This window comes from Rhodoblastus sphagnicola, from assembly GCF_002937075.1.
GTDB lineage: Bacteria > Pseudomonadota > Alphaproteobacteria > Rhizobiales > Beijerinckiaceae > Rhodoblastus > Rhodoblastus sphagnicola.
Genome location: NZ_NHSJ01000133.1, coordinates 1 through 18969 on the forward strand (window position 1 = coordinate 1; position 18969 = coordinate 18969).

Genomic DNA, 18969 nt, shown 5'->3' on the forward strand with positions numbered 1-18969 from the left:
GGGCGGGGGGGCGGTCACGTCGATGGGCGGCAGAGTTTCGCGCGCCGCATCCTCGGCGCGCGCGCGCGGCGCGTTCTGGCAAGTCAGCAGCGCGGTGGCGAGCAGCAGCAGGCAGCGCGCGGAGCGCCGCCTCGGCATGAGGGCGGCGAGCGGGGCAAAAGACGGGTTCATGCGGCATTCCATCAGGCAATAATGACTTTGCGCGTGCGGCTGGGCGCCGTCGCGTCGACAACAGGCCGAGGCGCGGGGCGCGCTAGCGGCGGGTTTTCGGGGAGCAGAAAAAGGGCTTTGCCATCGCGCCTCCATAGCCGAACGCGCGCCCACGCCGGCTTGGACGTGGGGAGCTTCCGTGGTTTGGGGAAACGGCTTAGGCCGCGGTCGGTCGCCTCAAGGCGACGTCAAGGATTTCTCAATGGTATTCCGCTCGAAATCCTATCGGGCAAGAACTAACAGGCGCTGCATCGCGACCGCAAGACAGAGACTGCTGCAATATTGTGCATTCCGCGTTGGAATCCTGGGCAAATCGGATCAACATGAATTCCGCGCCACGCAGAAGCCCAATGCCCCCCGGTGCAACGAAAAGCAGGCGTTCCCACGCCGAAACGCAAGACGCCTTCGAGCCGTTCCGCGCCGAAGACCTTGGCCGCCACAGCCATTGCCGGACGCAAGACTCACCGACCAGAACCGGCTCGACGCGGACCTTCTTGGTCTGATCGTGGCGTGGCGGACTGGCGCCTTTCGGCGATCGAAACGCCAAAGCGCCCTTTACAGCGCGATGCGTTTCCACGTAAACGCATCGCTCTGGACTCTTTGTTTTCGCATGATATTTTCCAAAAATCGGCGTCCTCTTTTTAGGATCATGCTCAAGCTCGGCGGACGTATTCTGGTTTTTCGCAACGGGGCGTTGAACATCGGCGCCCCGAAGCTGTTAATCTTCCAATGGCTGAAGCAAGCCTTCGCGCTACGATCCACGCGCGTTCCCGTGATGGGCGGCGACCGGCGGTTTCACGGTTGCTTTCGATCGCGTCCCGTCCTCTGCATCTTTCCAGCGTCCCCATCTCAGGAGCCCTCAATGTCGCATCGCCGTTTCGAGCGGAAAGCCCTGGCTGTCCCCAGTTCGCGCCTGTCGCGGCTGTCCAGGCTTGGCGGGCTCGTTTCCTCCATCGCGGGCGGTGTCGCCGCCGACGCGGCGCGCCGTTTCGCGCGCGGCGAGCGCCCGAGCATGGAAGACCTGCTGCTCACGCCCGCCAATGCAATGAAATTGGCCGACGAACTGGCGCGGATGCGCGGGGCGGCGATGAAGGTCGGCCAGTTGATCTCGATGGACGCGGGCGACATGCTGCCGCCGGAAATGGCGGCGATCCTTGCCCGCCTGCGCTCCGAAGCGCATCACATGCCGTGGGTGCAGTTGAAGAGGGTGCTCGACCGCGCCTGGGGCGTCGAGTGGCGGCAAGAAAAATTCGCCGAGTTCGACACCCACCCCATCGCGGCGGCCTCGATCGGCCAGGTCCACCGGGCGCGAACCCACGATGGCCACGAGCTCGCGATCAAGGTGCAATATCCCGGCGTGCGCGCCAGCATCGATTCCGACGTGGACAATGTCGCCACGTTGATCCGCCTCGCGGGGCTGGTTCCCAAAGCGATCGACATCGCGCCGATGCTGGCCGAAGCCAAGCGCCAGTTGCATGAAGAGGCCGATTACGAATGCGAGGGCCGACGCCTCGCCGAGTTCGGCGCGCTGCTCGCCGACCGGCCCGAGTTTTGTACACCCGAGCTTTACGCCGATCTCACGCGAAAAAACGTGCTGGCGATGAGCTATGTCCAGGGCGTCCCGATCGACGACCTCGTCGCCGCGCCGCAGGCCGAGCGCGACCGGGCGATGACGTTGCTGATCGGCCTGTTGTTCCGGGAATTGTTCGAGTTCCGCCTGATGCAGACCGATCCGAATTTCGCCAATTATCTCTACGCGCCGGCGTCCGGCCGGATCGTCCTGCTCGACTTCGGCGCCACGCGCGCCTTCCCGGCTGAATTCGTGGACCTCTATCGCCGCCTGTTGCGCGCGGGGCTCGATGGCGACCGCGCCGGCCTGCGCGCCGCCGCGCTGGAGCTCGGTTTCTGGGACGAGGACACGCCCGCGCCGCTGGAGCAGGCCATGCTCGAAATGTTCGAAATGTCGATCCAACCTTTGCGGCAGGCTGCGCCGTTCGACTTTGGCGCGACGGACCTCGCGCTGCGCATGCGCGACGCCGGCGTGGCCATGGCCGGTTATCGCGAGCATTTCCGCATCCCTCCGATAAACGCCCTGTTCCTGCAGCGCAAATTCGGCGGCATCTACCTGCTGGCCACGCGGCTGGGGGCGCGCGTCGACCTGCGGGCCCAGATCGCGCCACATCTTTGATTGGAGAGACCCGCATGGCCGCGGCCATCACGTTCTGGGACAAAATCGCCAAACGCTACGCGGCGCGGCCAATCAAGGATGTCGCGGCCTACGCGCCATGCTCGCCGCCACCGCCCGCCAGCTCAAACCAACCGATCGGGTGCTGGAGATCGGCTGCGGCGCGGGCTCGACCGCGATCCGCCTCGCGCCTTATGCGGGTTCATGGATGGCGACCGACTTCTCGGCGGAAATGCTGCGCATAGCCGAGGCGAAACCCGCGCCAAAAAACCTGCGCTTCGTCCTCGCCGATGCCGAAAACGCCTTCGACGGCGGTCCTTTCGACGCGATCTGCGCCTTCCAGATCCTGCATCTGGTCGACGACCTGCCTGGCCTGCTGTCGCGCATTCATGCGCATCTGAAACCCGGCGGCCTGTTGCTTCTGCAGGGCTATCGCCCGGAGCAGGTCGCCTATCGCACGGGCGGCCCGTCGCAAGTGGAAAATCTTTACACGCGGCAATTGCTGGAAGCCGCATTCGCCGACTTCACATGCGCCATCAAATGCCATGACGCCGAGATTCACGAGGGCGTCGCCATGGCGGCATGTCCGCGCTGATCGATCTCGTCGCCTTCAAACCTGCGGCATGATCAACCTCTCAAGATTTCTCCAAGGAGATGATTGCATGAATCTCGATCGCGCGGCGCTCGCCTTCGCGGGGCTGATGATCCTCGTTTCATTGACCCTGACTCATTTCGTGTCGCCCTGGTTCTGGCTCTTCACGGCTTTCATCGGCCTCAACCTGCTCCAGGCGGCATTCACCGGCTTCTGCCCCGCCGCCCTGGTTTTCAAGCGTTTTGGGGTTGCCAGCGGGTGCGTTTTCAAATGAAAGCCGCTCGTCGCCGACGCCTGCATGGCCTCACGTCGCTGACGATCCTCGACTTTTGACGCGCCCCCCGCATCGTTGCGCGGCGGCCCTTCGCGGCTTTTTGTATTTCGGCGCGGCACGCGCGAAGATGGCTGTGGCTTCAACAGGCGTGATCGGCTTTGGCGGCGCGAATTTCGCCCTGCTCTTCCCTTCCGAATGCGATGCGGCCATCGCTTGCGGCCGCGCCGGCATGCATGGCGATCATGAACTCCGGCATGGCGTTGAAAAAGCGAAAGCGGCGGTCGGCGTCGCGCGGTCCCAGACGAAACAGGCACGGCGCCTGCGCGCCAGTCTCACGCGCGATCACGGCGGACCTCCCGATGTGGCCAACCGTCATCGCACACCCGCCGCGCGCGCAAATCCGTGGCTTTCATCGATCGCAGGCGAGGCGACCGCGACATATTCCCACGTTCAAACTTATACATGAAATCTTGCTTTCAGCCCATGGCCGCGCTATGACTACCGCATCGTGAAGTTTGCGGCATTTGCATCCTTTGAGCCGCAAACGATCATGGAGACGCCTATGTCGCGTGTTGAGTTCACGTCGTCAGCTTTGCGGACTCCGGCTTATCCCGCTTTCGCCGAGACCGCGCCGGAAACACTCGCGGGCGCGCAATGAGCGCGCGGTTTTTACGCGCGGCGCTTGTCGCGCTGCTGCTGGCGCCGGGCGTCGCGCAGGCCGAAATCCTGCTGGAGCACCCGTGGGCGCAGGTCACGCCGCCCAAGGCCGTGGTCGGACGCGCCTATGTCGTCGTCACCAATCATTCCGGCGCGATGGAGCATCTCGTCGGCGTGCGGACGGATGCGGCGCTGAGCACGGAAATCGCCGGCATTCGCGTCCTGCAGGACGTGCCGAATTTGCGTCGCCTCTACAACATCGACATTCCGCCGGAGCGCAGCTTCGTGTTCGCGCCGGGCGGCTATCACATTCTGATGCGCAATCTGAAAAAGCCGCTGGTCGCCGGCGACCGGATCGCCGGCGTATTGATTTTCGAAAACGCCGGCGAGGTCCCGGTGACGTTCACGGTCGAAGCGCAACCCGCGCCCGCGCGCTAAACCGAGCCGGCCGCGCGCGACAGCGAACAAAGCGAAACAAGGCCCCCTTAACATTGCGGCATACGCATATTTGGATGTTCATATCCACTCCGCCATCACCGCCTCCTGGCGCAAGAGCGGAAACGCGGCGGCCGGAGGCGGAACAGCCGCGCAATCGAAACGACGCAGCCCTGTGCGGGAGGAAAACTTGAAGCAAGCCATTTTCGGCCTGGCTCTGGCCTTGTTCCTGACGCCGGCTCTTGCCGGGAATTATCAGCCTGTCGACGTCACCAGGCTGCCTGAGGGCAAGCAGACCAATCTCGGACTTTATCTCTCGGCGCCCGAGGCGTTCAAGATGAAGTCCGAGGGCGGCGCCGGAGTGCTGTTCATCGACATTCGCACCAAAGGCGAAATCCAGTTCGTCGGCGCGCCGACCGTCATCGATCAGAACATTCCCTTCATGGAGATCGACAATCCCGCGCGCTGGGACCAAAGGAGCAACCGCTACGCCATGTCGCTCAATCCGGATTTCGTCGGCGCCGTCGCGGCGCTCGCCGCCCGCGCGAACCTTGGCAAAGGCGATCCGATCATCCTGATGTGCCGCTCCGGCGATCGCTCCGCGCGCGCCGTGAATGTGCTTCAGCAAGCCGGCTACGCCAAGGTCTATTCGGTGGTGGACGGGTTCGAGGGCGACGTCAGCCCGGCCGGTCGCCGCGAGCTCAATGGCTGGAAGAACGCCGACCTGCCCTGGAGCTACAAGATCAGCGAAAGCCAAGCCTACATCCGCTGAGGGCGAAGGCGCCGGACGCGCCCATCGCGCCCGACGAGATCGACGCCGTGGTCGGCGCGCTCAACCCGGACTATTACAAGTTCAAATGAGGAGAAATCGTCGTCAGGCGGCGAGCCAGCCGTCGATGTCTTCGACCTTGGGCAGGCCGCCGGCATGGACGACCTTGCCGTCGATGACGATTCCGGGAGTGGAGACCACGCCGAAGGCGGCGATTTCAGCGTAATCCGTCACTTTTTCGATTTCGACCGCGAGGCCAAGCCTTTCAGCTTCCGCGCGCAAAATATCCGCCGTCGTCTGGCAGCGTTTGCAGCCGGGGCCGAGCACCTTGATGGTTTTCATATTGGTTCCCTCTCAGGAAAACAGGAAGTTGAACAGATAGCCGACCGCCAGTATGCCGGCGGCGACGACGCCGACGAACACAGCGATGAGGCGCGCGGTCATCACCTTGCGCAGGATGACCATTTCGGGGAAGGACAGCGCGATCACGCTCATCATGAAGGCGAGCGTGGTTCCCAGCGCCGCCCCCTTGCTCAGCAGCGCCTCGACGACGGGAATGATGCCGGCGGCGTTGGAATAGATGGGAATGCCGATCACGACCACCGCCGGGACCGACCACCACGCCTCCCGGCCCATGATCGAGGCGAGCAGATCGGTCGGGACGTAGCCGTGAATGAAGGCGCCCACGCCAATGCCGACGAGGATCCAGATCCAGACGCGGCCGACAATGTCGCGCACCGCCTCCAGCCCGGCCTCGATCCGGTCGATGACCGTCGCGTGATCCGGGATGACGACGGACTCGCCGGCGCGCACATTGCGCACCCATTCCTCCAGCCAGCCTTCAAGATGCAGCCGGCCGATGATCCAGCCGGAGACGATGGCGACGATCATGCCGAACACCAGATAGACCAGCGCCACCTCCCAGCCGACCAGCGCGAACAGCAGGCCGAGCGCGACCTCGTTGACCATGGGCGCCGCGATCAGGAAGGAGAAGGTGACGCCGAGCGGCACGCCCGCCGAGACGAAGCCGACGAACAGCGGCACGGCGGAGCAGGAGCAAAACGGCGTGAACACGCCGAGCGTCGCCGCCGCGACATTGCCGACGCCCTCGCGCCGTCCCGCCAGCAGCGCGCGCGTGCGCTCCGGCGAAAAGAAGCTGCGCACGATGCCCATGCCGAACACGACCAGCGTCAGCAGCATCAGAACTTTTGGCGCGTCGAAGACAAAGAAGCGCGCCGCCTCCGCCAGATGGCCGTCCGGCGGCAGCGGCAGTCTTGCGACCGCCCAGCCGGAAAACTCTTCGAGCCGCCAATAGAGCGCGAACCAGAGCGCGAGGGCGCCCGCGGTCGCGGCGATCCAGACGGCGGGCGATTTCGCGGCATAGGCCCGCACGGAAACGGCGACGTTCATGCGGCCTCCCTGTTCGCCAGCGGCAGCGCCGCCATGACCGCCTCGACAATCGCCCGCGTCGCGGGCGGCAGGGCCGGATTGACGCGGTAACGCACCCATTGCGCGTCGCGCCGGTCAACGACCAGCCCGGCGGATTTCAGCGCGCCCATATGGCGCGACATGCGCGACTGGCTGGCGTCGATCCTGCGCATCAATTCGCAGACGCAATGCTCGTCGCCATCCCAAAGAAGGCGCATGGCGGCGAGGCGCGTCGGTTCGGCCATGGCCGCGAGAATGGCGACGATATCCTGCATGGCCACTACTTACGCTGAAATGCGCATATGCGCCTTGACGCATATCAAGATTGATCGGCGCTTTGCGCGGGGCTTGGTCCGCGCGCGCGCATGGCGTCCCGGCGACAAACCGCCGCCACGCCATGCGCTTTTGACGAAAACCCGACTATTGGGCTTGTCTCCCGCGTCCACATCCCCCGCCCGGACCGCAGCCGCGACCGCCCCCCGTGGACTCCAGCGCCTGACGGCAGGCGGCGGCGACATTGTCCTTGTTTTTCTCAAGGCAAATGCGAACCGCCCGGTTCACATGAGGCAGACCCTTGCAATATTGCTCGATGTCGCTGGCGCAGGCGGCGGCGACCGGGCCGCGCTGGGCCTGGGCCTGGGCCTGGGCCAGCGTTGGCGAGGCGAGCATTGCGGCGGCGATCACGGCCATTATGCTGATTTTCATGACGCGCTCCTTGTCGAAAAAGACTGTCTCCGACAGTCCGGGAACCTTGACACAGCGCGCATGACAATCGCCTGACGCGCGTCGACAGCCTTTTGCAAGCTTCGAGGGCGGATCATGCTTCGTCCCCCGCCCGGGAGCTGACCATGACCGGATCGCATTGGAATCTTGTCGCCGCTGTCGCCGTCGCGCTCTGCGTCGCGACGCCGGGCCGGGCTGAGTCCGTGTCGCCCGAAACAGCGCGCGACCTCGTTCGCAACGGCGATATACTGGCGCTTCATGACGTGCTGAGCCGCATTCGACCCGCCATCGAGGGCGAGATCATCGCGGTGGCCCTCGAAACGGACGGACGCCGGTTCTTATACAGGATCAAGGCGCTCGGCCGCGACGGGCGCTATCGTGACTATCGCGCGGATGCGAAGGACGGCGCAGCCGTCCATGACCCGTGACGAAAGCCATGCGCATTCTGGTGGTCGAAGACGAAAGCAAGGTTGGCGAGGAACTCCGCCGCGCCCTTGGGGCCGCCGGCCATGTGGCGGAATTGGCCCGCGACGGCGAGGCGGCGTGGTTCCTCGGCGACACCGAGGATTTCGACCTTGCCGTGCTCGATCTCGGCCTGCCGAAGCTCGACGGGACGCAGGTGCTGAAACGCTGGCGCGCCAACGGCCGCGTCCTGCCCGTGCTTGTCCTGACCGCGCGCGACGGCTGGTCGGAAAAGGTCGAATGCATCGACGCCGGCGCCGACGATTATCTGGTGAAACCGTTTCGCATCGAGGAATTCATGGCGCGCGTCCGCGCCCTGCTGCGACGCGCGACCGGACACGGCAGCGCCACGCTGACACTGGGCGACGTGGCGCTCGACACCCGCATTTCGCGCGTGCTGCTGGGCGGCGTCCCCGTGGACCTGTCGCCGATGGAATATCGGCTGGTCCATTACCTCATGCACCATGTCGGCCGCGCCACGCCGCAGATTGAATTGACGGAGCATATTTACGCCCAGGATTTCGAGCGCAACGCCAACGCCATTGAAGTGCTGGTGGCGCGCATCCGGCGCAAGCTCGGCGACGATTTCATAAAAACCCGGCGCGGCTACGGCTATCACGTAGGGGAACTGGACGAGCGCAAGCCATGAACTCGCTGCGATTGCGTCTGTTGGCCGCGGCCACGTTCGGCATCCTCGTCGCCCTGGCGATCACCGGCTTCATTATCGTGTCCGCCTTCGACAGCCATGTGCGCGGACGTTTGATCAAGGAACTCGACGACCACCTTCTGCAAATCGCGGCGCTGCTGAAGCCGGAGGCCGACGGCCGGGCGTCGCTCTCGGGCGAGTTGTCCGATCCTCTGTTCCGGCGTCCGCTGTCGGGTCTCTATTGGCAAGTGTCGGAGAAAGGGGCGGCGATCCTGCGGTCGCGATCGCTGTGGGACGAGTCGATCCCTTCAACGGGCGACGAGATCGGCGCGGGCGCGCGTCAGGTCCGCGAATTGCGCGGCCCGAAGGACAAATGGCTGATTGTGGTCGAGCGCGGCGTCGTCCTTCCGGCGCCCGCAGGCGAACGCCGCTTTGTCGTCGCCGTCGCGTGCGAGCAATGCGCCGTCAACGAGGCGCGGCGCGATTTCGTCAAGGTGGTGGCGCCTTCGCTGGCGATTCTCGCCGGTCTGCTGGTTCTGGCGTCGTGGGCGCAGGTGCGCATGGGGTTGTCGCCGCTCGGCGCCTTGCGGCGCCAGCTCGAAATTTTCCGCGCCGGACAGAGCGCGAAGTTGAGCGGGCGCTTTCCGCGCGAACTCGAAGGTCTGGTCGACGATCTCAACGCGCTGATGGAGGCGCAGGCGCAGGCCATCGAACGCGCGCGCGCCAACGCCGCCAAACTGGCGCATGGCCTCAAGACGCCGCTGGCCGTGCTCTCCACCGAGGCCCGCGCCCTGCGCGCGCGCGGCGATGCCGACGCGGCGGACAGCCTGGATCGCGAAATCGGCCTGATGAACGCCCATGTCACCCGCACGCTGGCCGCCGCGCGCGCGGTGGGGCCAAGGCGGCCGGTCGCCATCCGCACGCCGGTCAAGCCGCTGCTGGCGCGACTGGTTGGCGTGATGCGGCGGCTGCCGCGCGGCGACGAACTGAGCTGGGAGGTCGAGACGACGCCGGAGAGCCTGGAATTGTCCATCGACCAGCGCGACCTGGAGGAACTCGCCGGCAACCTGCTCGACAATGCAAGGAAATGGGCGCGCGGCCGGGTGAAGGCGTCGGCGCGGCGCGAGGACGGTTTTGTCGTCCTCGCCGTGGACGACGACGGCCCCGGCGTTCCGCCCGACCGGGTGGACGATGTCATGACCAGGGGCGCGCGGCTCGACGCGGACGCGCCCGGCACGGGCATAGGCCTGGGAATCGTCGCGGATCTCGCCCAGCTTCACAACGGCCAGTTCACGATCGGGACCAGCGAACTCGGCGGCCTGCGCGCCGAGCTTCGGCTTTGACGGAGCCTTCAGGGGGCCGGCTGCGCGCGCGGTAGCGCGCCGCATTTCGGCCTTGTCGTCCGGTTCGACGTGAATCGTCTGCGCCTTCGGCAGGTCGATCCGCGTCACTTGCCGCCGCAGCCAGGACCGCCTGACGCGCAGTTTTGCTTTTCCAACGCCAAACCTATATATTTTATATAACTTTAAATAGATCTCCCGTCGCGGCTTTACAAGATATATCTTTTGAATGCGCGCGCTCGATCCTGCGCGTTGATAAAATGTCTATAAAGATCAACACGCCCCTGACGACGCCGTTCCCATGACAAATTACGTAAGATATCGCCGCCAGATGGATGACGCCTTCGCCGGGTTCGCGCCGGTGGCCATGCGGAGCAAGTCGCGGTAAGATCGCGCAAACGAACTCGCGCGGCCGACGTGAAACTGACCAGCTATTCCAACTACTCGATCCGCGTTCTGATGATCGCCGCCGCCCGTTTTCCGGACCTGACGACCATCGGCGATGTCGCGGCCGCTTTCGCCATCTCCCGGACGCATCTCGTCAAATGCGTGCATCAGCTGGGATCGTGGGGCTATATCGAAACCGTTCGCGGCAATGGCGGAGGTTTTCGGCTGGCGCGCCCGGCGCCCGCGATCTCCATCGGCGAAATCATCCGCAGGACGGAGGAAGGCTTCGATATCGCCGAATGCTTCCGGGAAGAAACCAACACCTGCCCGCTGATCGCCCGCTGCCGCCTGCGTCCGGCGCTGCAACGGGCGACCGCCGCCTTTCTGGACACGCTCGACGACATCACGCTCGACGAGATCGCCAGCAACGGCGACGATCTCTTGAAACTTCTGGAGTTGTCCCCGCCATCGTGCCGGGAAAACAAACTTACAGCCTGACCCTCAGGCGTCCCCCGCCCCCAGGTCCAGCGCCAGATCGGCTACGGTCAGCAGCTCCAACTCGCCACGAAAGGCGGCATGCGCCTTTTCGCAAGCGCGGCGCAGCTTGCAAAGCGAGAGGATACGGCATTCGCCGCTCTCGCCCACGCGACAGGGAAACAGGTTTTCCTTCGCCTCGAACAGGTCGATGATTTCAAGGGCGCCGATGCCGGACGCCGGCCGGGCCAGCCGATAGCCGCCGCCGCGCCCGCGCTGTCCCACGAGAACGCCCGCCTGCATGAGTTCGTTGCAGGTCTTGATCACCAGCGCTTGCGTCAGACCGAGTTGGCGCGTCATTTCCGGCATGGTGAGCGGCCTGTCGTTGCGACAGGCCATCAGGATGCGCAGGGCGCCATTGGTTGCGGCGTTCAATCGCATGAGACGCCTTCGAAGATAGATTGACGATCATACTTCACGTTTGTCATCTGGTGAACGAAATCCGCGCCAAAGTCCATGCCGCAGATGATTCGGCGGCGCCGACAATTCGACGCGGTCAGACCCTTCTCCGCCTCTTTCGCCCCGCTCACCGGGAGTTCGGGCGTCGCAAATCCATCCGCGGCCGCCGCGCGCAAGCAGCAGCAATGCGCGCGAAAGCAAATGCCCGACGCTTGCCGCCATGGCGAATCCTCCCAAATCTCCCGGGACGCTCTTTGTGTCTTCCGGGAAAACCGGCTAAGCTGGCCGGACCGCAAAAGTCATCACCTTGACGCCAGCTTGAAAGTTATAGACCAAATAAAGCATTGAGACACTCTGCCGGCGGTTGAAGCTGGGCGGCGTCATGCGAGCATTTATCTCATGGCGCGAAAGCGGGTCACGCGGCGCCGAACGGCCCGCGCGCTTCGATGCGAGGGCGGACATATATCTCATATTGCGAATGTCTTTTTTGTCTTATAAAAATAATCTATGTTTGATAGCCGCGCGGAGCCGCTTAGCTTGGCGCGATCCCGCTTCGAAAAGGCGCTTCGGCCATGATCGATCCAACCTTCGTCGAACTCTCACGCTGGCAATTCGCCGCCACCGCGCTCTACCACTTCCTGTTCGTTCCGCTGACCCTTGGCCTCTCCTGGCTCCTTGTCATCATGGAGACGGTTTACGTCATGACCGGCAAGGAGATCTACAAGGACATGACGCGGTTCTGGGGCAAGCTGTTCGGCATCAATTTCGCCCTCGGCGTGACCACCGGCCTCACCATGGAATTCGAGTTCGGCACCAACTGGTCCTATTACGCCCATTATGTCGGCGACGTGTTCGGCGCGCCGCTGGCGATCGAGGGCTTGATGGCCTTCTTCCTGGAGTCGACCTTCATCGGCCTGTTCTTCCTCGGCTGGGATAAGTTGTCGAAGCGCAAGCATCTCGCGGTCACCTTCCTGACCGCGCTCGGCTCCAACCTTTCGGCTTTGTGGATTCTCGTCGCCAACGGCTGGATGCAGAATCCCGTGGGCGCATTGTTCTCGCCGCAGACCATGCGCATGGAGATGCAGAGTTTTTCGCAAGTCTTCTTCAACCCGGTCGCCCAGGTCAAATTCGTGCATACGGTGGCGGCGGGCTATGTCACCGGCTCGATGTTCGTGCTCGGCATTTCCGCCTTCCACATTCTGAAAGGCCGCGACCTGCCGTTCATGCGCCGCTCCTTCGCGGTGGCGGTCGGCTTCGGCCTCGCCTCCTGCCTGTCGGTGATCGTGCTCGGCGACGAGAGCGGCTATACGCTCGGCGACGTGCAGAAGGTCAAGCTCGCCGCGATTGAGGCGGAATGGCGCACCGAACCGGCGCCCGCCGCCTTCACCCTGTTCGGCCTGCCCTCGCAGGAAAAGCAGGAGACGGAAGCGAAAATCCAGATCCCCTGGCTGATGGGCCTGATCGCCACGCGCTCGCTCGATACGCCGGTCGTGGGGCTGCGCGAGTTGATCGTGGAGCATGAGAACCGCATCCGCTCCGGCATGATCGCCTATGACGGCCTGATGAAAATTCGCGGGGGCGACCGGTCGCCCGAAACCAGAACCCTGTTCGACGCCCACGCCAAGGATATCGGCTACGGCCTGCTTCTGAAACAGTTCACCGAAAATCCCGCGCAGGCGAGCGACGCCGACATCAAGGCGGCGGCCAGGGCGACCATTCCGACGGTGTGGCCGTTGTTCTGGTCCTTCCGCATCATGGTCGGGCTCGGCTTCCTGACGATGTTCATCCTTGCGACGGGTTTCTGGCTGAACGCGGCGAAAAAACTCGAACGCCACCGCTGGTATCTGTGGCTCGCCGTGCTGGCCATTCCCGCGCCGTGGCTCGCCTGCGAAACGGGCTGGTTCGTCGCGGAATTCGGCCGCCAGCCTTGGGCCATCGGCGAAGTGCTGCCGACCTTCCTGGCGACGTCGAGCCTCACCACCGGCGACCTCATCTTTTCGCTCGCCGGCTTCCTCACCTTCTACACGGCGCTGCTCGTGATCGAGATTTTTCTCATGCAGAAATATGCGCGGCTCGGCCCGAGTTCGCTCGGCCTCGGACGTTATCATTTCGAGACCGCCAAGCGGCCTCACCCCCTTCCCGCCGCGTGAGGATCCCGCCATGTTCGACCTTCTCGACTATGCGAGCCTGAAATTCATCTGGTGGATTCTCGTCGGCGTCCTGCTGATGGGCTTCGCCATCACCGATGGCATGGACATGGGCGTCGGCGCCCTGCTGCCCTTCGTGGCGCGCACGGATACCGAGCGCCGCATCGCGATCAACACGGTGGGGCCGCACTGGGACGGCAACCAGGTGTGGTTCATCACCGCCGGCGGCGCGATCTTCGCCGCCTGGCCCGCCGTCTATGCGGCCGCTTTCTCCGGCTTCTACATGGCGATGCTGCTGGTGCTGTTCGCCCTGTTCTTCCGCCCGGTCGGTTTCGACTATCGCTCGAAGATCGAGGATCGCCGCTGGCGTTCGGCCTGGGACTGGGGCCTGTTCGTCGGCGGCGCGGTTCCCGCGCTGATTTTCGGGGTCGCTTTCGGCAATCTGCTTCAGGGCGTGCCCTTCCATCTCGACGACATGCTGCGCGCCCACTACCAGGGCAGCCTGCTCGGCGCGCTGCTGCCGCTGCTCAATCCCTTCGCGCTGCTGGCGGGCGCGATCAGCCTCGGCATGCTCACGGTCCACGGTGGGCTGTGGCTGCACTTGCGGGCGGACGATCCGGTGGCGGGACGGGCGCGGACCGTTGTCACAAGACTGGCGCCTGCGGTGGCGCTGCTGTTCGCGGCGGCGGGCGTCTGGCTGTGGTTCGGCGTGGACGGCTACCGCGTCGTCTCGGCGCCCGAGCATGGCGCCTTGTCCGATCCCCTGGCCAAACAGGTCGCGCGCGCCGCACATGCGTGGTTCGACATTTACGCCGCCACCCCCGCCGCCATGCTGGCCCCGGCGCTGGGCCTGCTCGGCCCGATCGCCGCGGCGGCCTTGTCGGCCGCGCGGCGCCCCGGCCTGGGTTTCCTCGCCAACGCGCTCGGCATGGTCGGGATCATCGCCTCCGCGGGCTTGTCGATGTTCCCCTTCATCCTGCCGTCGAGCATCGACCCCAGATCCAGCCTGACCATTTGGGACGCCGCCTCCAGCCAACTCACGCTGACGGTGATGTTCGTCGCCGTGGCCATCTTCCTGCCGATCGTGCTGGGCTACACGATCTGGTGCTACGCCAACATGTGGGGCCGCGTCACCGCCGAAGGAATCGAAGCCGGGTCGCACTCGGCCTATTGAACGGAAGGTTTGACCATGTGGTATTTCGCCTGGATTCTCGGCGTGACGGCTGCGGTCGCCATCGGCGTGATCAACGTGATGTGGTTTGAATTTCAGGACAGCCTGGATCGCAATGGATCAAGCTCTCAGCCGTCGGATTGATCCGTTTCGCGCGCCTCCCGCGTGTCCGGGCGCCCCTTCGTGACGGAGGCGGCGTCGCTTCTGAAAGCGAATGAAGCGCAGGCCGGCGCGGCGCTAAGGCTCGCCATGGGCGCGGGCGTGGCGCGCGGCGCGGCGGCGATCCCGTTCGCCTGGCTGCTGTCGGACGCGATTTCGAAAACCGCCTTCGGCGGCGCCGATCTCGCGGCGCTCGCCCCGACGCTCACCGCGCTGGCGGGTCTGGTCGTTTTGCGCGCTTTGCTCTCTTATGCGGCGGAGCGCACGGGCTTCGCGGCTTCCGCGCGGGCGCGCGCCGCGCTGTTCCGTCAACTTCTCGCGCATGTGCGGACATTGGGGCCGGTGCGCCTCGCGGGCCGGCCGACCGGCGAACTGGTCGCGATCTTGACCGATGCGGTGGCCGCCAGCGACCCCTATTGGCGGCGCTATCTGCCCGCCCGCGCGGCCAGCGCCGCGCTTCCCATCCTCGTGCTGTTGAGCGTGACCTTCGCCGACTGGCGGGCCGCGCTGGTGTTCGTCGTCGGAGCGCCGGTCGCGCTGCTGTTTCTCGCGCTCGCCGGGCGCGGCGCCGAGCAGGCGAGCGACAGGCAATGGACCCGCCTCCTCCGGTTGGGCGGCCATCTGCTCGACGCGGTCCAGGGCCTGCCCGACCTGAAAATCTTCAACGCCTCGCGGCGGGAAATCGCGCTGGTGGCGCAAATGGCCGAGGCCTATCGCAAGGACGCGATGGCGGTGCTGCGCATCGCCTTCCTGACCTCGCTGGTGCTGGAATTCTTTACGGCGCTCGCCATCGCGCTGGTCGCGGTGCTGGTCGGCTTCCGCCTGCTGTGGGGCCAGCTCGATTTTCACACCGGCCTGTTCGTCCTGCTGCTCGCGCCGGAATTTTATGCGCCGACGCGCGCGCTGGGCGCGGAGCGCCACGCCAAGATGGAGGCGCAGGCGGCGGCGGAAAAAATCGTCGCGCTGCTGGACCGGAAGGCGCCGGATTTGCCCGCCCTGCCCGCCGTCTCGCCAACAGGCGAAACCGTCTCGCTGCGTTTCGAACACGTGCGCTTCGCCTATGACGACGGGCCGCCCGCGCTCGACGACGTCTCCTTCGAGGTCGCGGCGGGAGAGACGGTCGCGCTGGTGGGGCCGAGCGGCGCGGGCAAGAGCACGCTGTTCGCGCTGCTGCTGCGCTTCATCGAACCCGACGCGGGACAGATACTGGTGAATGGCGAAAAACTCGCCGCGTTCGATCCGCGCGACTGGCGCCGACACATCGCCCACATGCCGCAGACTCCGTATTTCTTCGACGGCGATGTCATCGAAAATGTCGCCATGGGCCGCGACGCCGGAGCAGACGTCGAGGCGCGCGTCGCCCGGGCCCTGGCGCAAGCCAGCGCGGAAAAAGTTTTTGCGCGCCTGCCCGGCGGGCTTCGCGCGCGCATCGGAGAAAACGGCGTCGGCCTGTCCGGCGGCGAGGCGCAGCGGCTGGCGCTGGCGCGCGCCTTCTACCGTCCGGCGCCGCTGGTCCTGCTCGACGAACCGACCGCGCATCTCGATTGCGAAACCGAAGCCGATCTGCGCGAAGGTCTGGCGCAGCTTTGCGCCGGACGCACGGCGCTCGTCATCGCCCACCGGCTCGCCACCGCGCAAAGCGCCGACCGTCTCATCGTGCTCGACGGCGGCCGGGTCGCCGAGACCGGAAGCCACGAGGCCCTGCTGGCGGCGGGCGGAGTTTACGCCCGCATGGTCGCGCCCGACCTCGCCCGCGCGGAAACGGCCCCATGACAAACCTGCTGCGGCTGCTGGCGCTCTATCGCCCCTACGCGCTTTGGATCGGCGCCTCCGTCCTCATTTCGCTGGCGAGCCTTTTGGCCAATATCGGCCTGATCGCCGTCGCGGGCTGGTTCATCACGGCCATGGCGGCGGCGGGCCTCGCCGGCGTTACAATCGACTATTTCACCCCGGCGGCGCTGATCCGCGCGCTGGCGATCCTGCGCAGCGGCGGACGCTATGTCGATCGCCTCATCAGCCACGAAGCGACCTTCCGTCTCATGGGCGAATTGCGCGGCCATATTTTCGCAAGCCTGGAGCCGCTGGCGCCCGCCGCGCTGGCCGATCTGCGTTCAGGCGACATCACCGAGCGGCTGCGCGGCGACATCGACCGGCTCGAACACGTCTTCTTGCGCCTGGTCTCGCCGCTCGTCGTCGCCTGGCTGGTCGGCGCGATCCTCGTGGCCGCCTTGGCGCGATGGAACGGCGCGATGGCGCTCGCGGCGGCCGCGATTTTTCTGCTCGCGGGCGTGGCGGCGCCGGCGCTGGGCGCGCGCGCCGGCCGGGCGCCGAGCCGAGTCGCCGCGACAACCTCCGCCGATCTGCGCGCGCGCCTGACCGACGACATCAAGGGCCTTGCGCCGCTGCTGGCCACCGGCGCGGACGCGCGACATATCGCGGCGCTGGAGCGAAAAATGGACGATCTGCTCGCCGCCGAAGCCAAGGTCGCGCGCGTCGGCGCGCTCGGCCAGGCCTGCGTCGGCGCGACCGGCGAACTCGCCGCCCTCGCCGTTCTGGCTTTTGGCGCGCCGCTGTTGCGCGCGGGCGCGCTGAAGAGTCCCGATCTCGCCATGGCCGTGCTCGCCGCGCTTGCCGCCCTCGAAGCTTTCGCGCCGCTTGCAGGCGCCTTCGGCGGCCTGTTTGGCATACTGGCTTCCGCCGACCGTGTCTTTGGCCTGATCGATCGAAAACCCGAGGTCGAGGAGACGGCGAGGCCCTTGCCGCCGCCGGCGCGCTTCAACATCAGTTTCCACGCGGTGTCGTTGACCTATCCCGGCGCCGCCCGCCCGGCGCTGACCAACATCGATCTCGAAATCAGCGAAGGCGCGCGCATCGCCTTCGTCGGCGCCAGCGGCGCGGGAAAATCGAGCCTCGCTGATCTGCTCATGCGCTTCCGCGATCCCAGCCAGGGCGAGATTCGTCTCGGCGGCGTCGCGCTGAAAAAGCTTTCGGGCCGGCTCCTCCACTCCCGCATTGTCGTGGTGCGACAAAACCCGCATCTGTTCGCGGCGACCGTCGCCGAAAACCTGCGCCTCGCCAAGCGAAGCGCGTCCGACGCGGAATTATGGGCGGCTCTCGCCTCGGTCGATCTGGAGGAAACAATTCGCGCGCTGCCGCTCGGCCTGGAGGCGCCCGTGGGCGCCGCGGGCGAAAAACTTTCGGGCGGACAGGCCAAGCGCCTCGGCCTCGCCCGCGCGCTGCTGAGCGACGCGCCCATCCTCTTCCTCGACGAACCGACGGAAGGCCTCGACGCGACGACGGCGCAGCGGATATTGGCCGCCGTTCTGAGGCGCGCCGAGGGCCGCACGCTGCTGATCGCGACCCATCGCCCGGCCGAAATGGCGGCGATGGAAGACGTGATCGCGCTCGACGGCGGCGCGCGTCTCGCGCCTAAGCCGCAAGCAGCTTTTCTTGCGCCCACAGGGTCATGCGGGTTGCAATCGACGACGAGAGCATGAAAAAGCGTGGGGTGGGCCGGATGCCAAACTGAAGATCACACATTGGCCAACTGGTGACCGCTGAACGCGTTTTCGCCATGCTTTCGGCATTCCGCGACCGGCGACTGAAGGCCCAGGCGTCAGAGCACGCGCGAATCATAAATCTGCAGCAAGACGCTTCGAACACGCAAGCCGCCTTGGATCAACTGTACGCCCTGATCGAAAAGCAATTCGTCTCAGATGACGAGCCTACGCTGCAAGAGCGACTGAGGAAGCTCAGCGAACGGCGCGACTTTGCCGTTCTGGCGCGAGATCGCGCTATCGCCACCAGCGTCGCTCCATTCGATATCGATCCTGCAACGATCAAGGTCATGACGCAGGATTTGGGCGAAAAGCTCGGCTCAGCGCGGTGGTCGACCGGATCATCGTTTCGGAAGCGAAAATCCACGTTGTCGGCCGCAAATTTCTGTTCAGAAATGGTGCCCTGGCCGGCATCTAATTTGTAAAATAATACCTTGATTTAAAAAGAAAAAAAATAATTCGATTTTCGAAATACCCGCAAATATACCCGCAATTTTCTTTGCTGCATGGACAAAGGCGCGCGGAAACTCCGCTTGAAATCGCTTCCAAACCGCTTCCGAAAAATCCCGCGCGCGATATTGGCGCAATAATGCGTCGCACTCCGATCCGCTCAAGCCCGCGTCTCGCATACTGTTCCGAGAATCGAGCCGGCTTATTGTCGCGCGGCAAAAGCCAGCGCCCGCCTCACCAATTGCGGAAAAACCCCGCCGTTGGTTTCAATTGGACCTTCGCGCCGCTTACGGTTGAAACTTAGTTGAAACATGCGGCCAGTGATTCCGCGCGCTTAGGGGTGCAAAGTTCGGTGCGAAGTCGCCTCGCGCGTTGCGGGTGCGCAGTTCTGTGCGCAGTCGTCTTATGCGGAAAATGATGCAAGGCGCTGGCGTGGCAACCTCG

21 protein-coding genes are annotated in these 18969 nt (G+C 65.1%); 16 read left to right on the forward strand and 5 right to left on the reverse strand.

Annotated features, from left to right (window positions below):
* The first annotated feature begins 1072 nt into the window (after nucleotides 1-1072).
* The 6 genes from CCR94_RS21955 (at nucleotide 1073) to CCR94_RS21980 (ending at nucleotide 5125) form a co-directional block, all read left to right on the forward strand.
* Nucleotides 1073-2398: an ABC1 kinase family protein gene (locus CCR94_RS21955; protein ID WP_104510368.1), complete on the forward strand. Its 1326-nt coding sequence runs from the start codon at nucleotides 1073-1075 to the stop codon at nucleotides 2396-2398.
* 97 nt (nucleotides 2399-2495) lie between these two features.
* Entirely contained in the window at nucleotides 2496-2990 is a 495-nt protein-coding gene (locus tag CCR94_RS21960; RefSeq protein WP_425332352.1) for a class I SAM-dependent methyltransferase, read from the forward strand.
* A gap of 67 nt (nucleotides 2991-3057) precedes the next feature.
* Nucleotides 3058-3261 carry a YgaP family membrane protein gene (locus tag CCR94_RS21965; protein WP_104510371.1) on the forward strand — a complete coding sequence of 68 codons (204 nt, stop codon included), beginning with the start codon at nucleotides 3058-3060 and terminating at the stop codon, nucleotides 3259-3261.
* Between the two features lie 100 nt (nucleotides 3262-3361).
* A complete protein-coding gene (locus CCR94_RS24785) occupies nucleotides 3362-3727 on the forward strand; it encodes a hypothetical protein (protein ID WP_146090145.1) in 366 nt (121 codons plus the stop codon).
* A gap of 188 nt (nucleotides 3728-3915) precedes the next feature.
* Complete coding sequence (locus CCR94_RS21975) at nucleotides 3916-4356, forward strand: copper chaperone PCu(A)C (RefSeq protein WP_104510376.1); 441 nt, start codon at nucleotides 3916-3918, stop codon at nucleotides 4354-4356.
* A 187-nt stretch (nucleotides 4357-4543) separates the two neighbouring features.
* Nucleotides 4544-5125: a rhodanese-like domain-containing protein gene (locus tag CCR94_RS21980; RefSeq protein WP_146090146.1), complete on the forward strand. Its 582-nt coding sequence runs from the start codon at nucleotides 4544-4546 to the stop codon at nucleotides 5123-5125.
* Nucleotides 5126-5227: 102 nt separating this feature from the next.
* Here CCR94_RS21980 and CCR94_RS21985 read toward each other — a convergent pair whose 3' ends face one another.
* The 4 genes from CCR94_RS21985 to CCR94_RS22000 form a co-directional block, all read right to left on the reverse strand.
* The gene (locus tag CCR94_RS21985) at nucleotides 5228-5464 is read right to left on the reverse strand and encodes a thioredoxin family protein (protein ID WP_104510381.1); all 237 of its coding nucleotides are present in this window, start codon (nucleotides 5462-5464) and stop codon (nucleotides 5228-5230) included.
* Nucleotides 5465-5476: 12 nt separating this feature from the next.
* Nucleotides 5477-6532, reverse strand: coding sequence for a permease (locus CCR94_RS21990; RefSeq protein WP_104510384.1), 1056 nt, complete (start codon nucleotides 6530-6532; stop codon nucleotides 5477-5479).
* Nucleotides 6529-6825 carry an ArsR/SmtB family transcription factor gene (locus CCR94_RS21995; protein WP_104510387.1) on the reverse strand — a complete coding sequence of 99 codons (297 nt, stop codon included), beginning with the start codon at nucleotides 6823-6825 and terminating at the stop codon, nucleotides 6529-6531. Before CCR94_RS21995 ends, CCR94_RS21990 begins: the two co-directional genes overlap by 4 nt.
* A gap of 145 nt (nucleotides 6826-6970) precedes the next feature.
* Nucleotides 6971-7255: a hypothetical protein gene (locus tag CCR94_RS22000; RefSeq protein ID WP_104510390.1), complete on the reverse strand. Its 285-nt coding sequence runs from the start codon at nucleotides 7253-7255 to the stop codon at nucleotides 6971-6973.
* A 143-nt stretch (nucleotides 7256-7398) separates the two neighbouring features.
* On the opposite strand from CCR94_RS22000, the gene CCR94_RS22005 reads away from it, so the two are divergent.
* The 4 genes from CCR94_RS22005 (at nucleotide 7399) to CCR94_RS22020 (ending at nucleotide 10606) form a co-directional block, all read left to right on the forward strand.
* Entirely contained in the window at nucleotides 7399-7701 is a 303-nt protein-coding gene (locus tag CCR94_RS22005) for a PepSY domain-containing protein (protein ID WP_104510393.1), read from the forward strand.
* An 8-nt stretch (nucleotides 7702-7709) separates the two neighbouring features.
* Complete coding sequence (locus CCR94_RS22010) at nucleotides 7710-8384, forward strand: response regulator transcription factor (protein WP_104510395.1); 675 nt, start codon at nucleotides 7710-7712, stop codon at nucleotides 8382-8384.
* On the forward strand, nucleotides 8381-9724 hold the full coding sequence (locus CCR94_RS22015; RefSeq protein WP_104510398.1) for an ATP-binding protein: 1344 nt from the start codon (nucleotides 8381-8383) through the stop codon (nucleotides 9722-9724). The genes CCR94_RS22010 and CCR94_RS22015 overlap by 4 nt, the downstream gene beginning before the upstream one ends.
* Before the next feature lie 414 nt (nucleotides 9725-10138).
* Nucleotides 10139-10606 carry an RrF2 family transcriptional regulator gene (locus CCR94_RS22020; RefSeq protein ID WP_104510401.1) on the forward strand — a complete coding sequence of 156 codons (468 nt, stop codon included), beginning with the start codon at nucleotides 10139-10141 and terminating at the stop codon, nucleotides 10604-10606.
* A 3-nt stretch (nucleotides 10607-10609) separates the two neighbouring features.
* On the opposite strand, the gene CCR94_RS22025 is transcribed toward CCR94_RS22020, so the two are convergent.
* The gene (locus CCR94_RS22025) at nucleotides 10610-11023 is read right to left on the reverse strand and encodes an Rrf2 family transcriptional regulator (RefSeq protein WP_104510404.1); all 414 of its coding nucleotides are present in this window, start codon (nucleotides 11021-11023) and stop codon (nucleotides 10610-10612) included.
* Nucleotides 11024-11616: 593 nt separating this feature from the next.
* Between CCR94_RS22025 and CCR94_RS22035 the strand changes: the two genes are divergently transcribed.
* Genes CCR94_RS22035 through CCR94_RS22060 form a run of 6 tightly spaced genes read left to right on the forward strand, consistent with a single transcriptional unit; the run spans nucleotide 11617 to nucleotide 18500 of the window.
* Nucleotides 11617-13191 carry a cytochrome ubiquinol oxidase subunit I gene (locus CCR94_RS22035; protein WP_425332353.1) on the forward strand — a complete coding sequence of 525 codons (1575 nt, stop codon included), beginning with the start codon at nucleotides 11617-11619 and terminating at the stop codon, nucleotides 13189-13191.
* Between the two features lie 10 nt (nucleotides 13192-13201).
* Nucleotides 13202-14362 carry a cytochrome d ubiquinol oxidase subunit II gene (cydB, locus tag CCR94_RS22040; protein WP_104510410.1) on the forward strand — a complete coding sequence of 387 codons (1161 nt, stop codon included), beginning with the start codon at nucleotides 13202-13204 and terminating at the stop codon, nucleotides 14360-14362.
* A 15-nt stretch (nucleotides 14363-14377) separates the two neighbouring features.
* Nucleotides 14378-14503, forward strand: coding sequence for a cytochrome bd-I oxidase subunit CydX (gene cydX / locus CCR94_RS22045; protein WP_104510413.1), 126 nt, complete (start codon nucleotides 14378-14380; stop codon nucleotides 14501-14503).
* Between the two features lie 39 nt (nucleotides 14504-14542).
* Nucleotides 14543-16291, forward strand: a complete 1749-nt coding sequence (cydD, locus tag CCR94_RS22050; protein WP_146090147.1) for a thiol reductant ABC exporter subunit CydD — start codon at nucleotides 14543-14545, stop codon at nucleotides 16289-16291.
* Nucleotides 16288-18015 carry a thiol reductant ABC exporter subunit CydC gene (gene cydC, locus CCR94_RS22055; RefSeq protein WP_104510419.1) on the forward strand — a complete coding sequence of 576 codons (1728 nt, stop codon included), beginning with the start codon at nucleotides 16288-16290 and terminating at the stop codon, nucleotides 18013-18015. Before cydD ends, cydC begins: the two co-directional genes overlap by 4 nt.
* A 53-nt stretch (nucleotides 18016-18068) precedes the next feature.
* Nucleotides 18069-18500 carry a hypothetical protein gene (locus tag CCR94_RS22060; protein WP_104510422.1) on the forward strand — a complete coding sequence of 144 codons (432 nt, stop codon included), beginning with the start codon at nucleotides 18069-18071 and terminating at the stop codon, nucleotides 18498-18500.
* Nucleotides 18501-18969: the final 469 nt, after the last annotated feature.

Coding starts and splice junctions, on each gene's coding strand:
- CCR94_RS21995 (WP_104510387.1), bottom strand. CDS start 6,825: ATGCAGGATATCGTCGCCATTCTCGCGGCCATGGCCGAACCGACGCGC.
- CCR94_RS21960 (WP_425332352.1), top strand. CDS start 2,496: ATGCTCGCCGCCACCGCCCGCCAGCTCAAACCAACCGATCGGGTGCTG.
- cydX (WP_104510413.1), top strand. CDS start 14,378: ATGTGGTATTTCGCCTGGATTCTCGGCGTGACGGCTGCGGTCGCCATC.
- CCR94_RS21985 (WP_104510381.1), bottom strand. CDS start 5,464: ATGAAAACCATCAAGGTGCTCGGCCCCGGCTGCAAACGCTGCCAGACG.
- cydB (WP_104510410.1), top strand. CDS start 13,202: ATGTTCGACCTTCTCGACTATGCGAGCCTGAAATTCATCTGGTGGATT.
- CCR94_RS21965 (WP_104510371.1), top strand. CDS start 3,058: ATGAATCTCGATCGCGCGGCGCTCGCCTTCGCGGGGCTGATGATCCTC.
- CCR94_RS21990 (WP_104510384.1), bottom strand. CDS start 6,532: ATGAACGTCGCCGTTTCCGTGCGGGCCTATGCCGCGAAATCGCCCGCC.
- CCR94_RS22005 (WP_104510393.1), top strand. CDS start 7,399: ATGACCGGATCGCATTGGAATCTTGTCGCCGCTGTCGCCGTCGCGCTC.
- cydC (WP_104510419.1), top strand. CDS start 16,288: ATGACAAACCTGCTGCGGCTGCTGGCGCTCTATCGCCCCTACGCGCTT.
- CCR94_RS22000 (WP_104510390.1), bottom strand. CDS start 7,255: ATGAAAATCAGCATAATGGCCGTGATCGCCGCCGCAATGCTCGCCTCG.
- CCR94_RS21955 (WP_104510368.1), top strand. CDS start 1,073: ATGTCGCATCGCCGTTTCGAGCGGAAAGCCCTGGCTGTCCCCAGTTCG.
- CCR94_RS21975 (WP_104510376.1), top strand. CDS start 3,916: ATGAGCGCGCGGTTTTTACGCGCGGCGCTTGTCGCGCTGCTGCTGGCG.
- CCR94_RS22015 (WP_104510398.1), top strand. CDS start 8,381: ATGAACTCGCTGCGATTGCGTCTGTTGGCCGCGGCCACGTTCGGCATC.
- CCR94_RS22025 (WP_104510404.1), bottom strand. CDS start 11,023: ATGCGATTGAACGCCGCAACCAATGGCGCCCTGCGCATCCTGATGGCC.
- CCR94_RS22010 (WP_104510395.1), top strand. CDS start 7,710: ATGCGCATTCTGGTGGTCGAAGACGAAAGCAAGGTTGGCGAGGAACTC.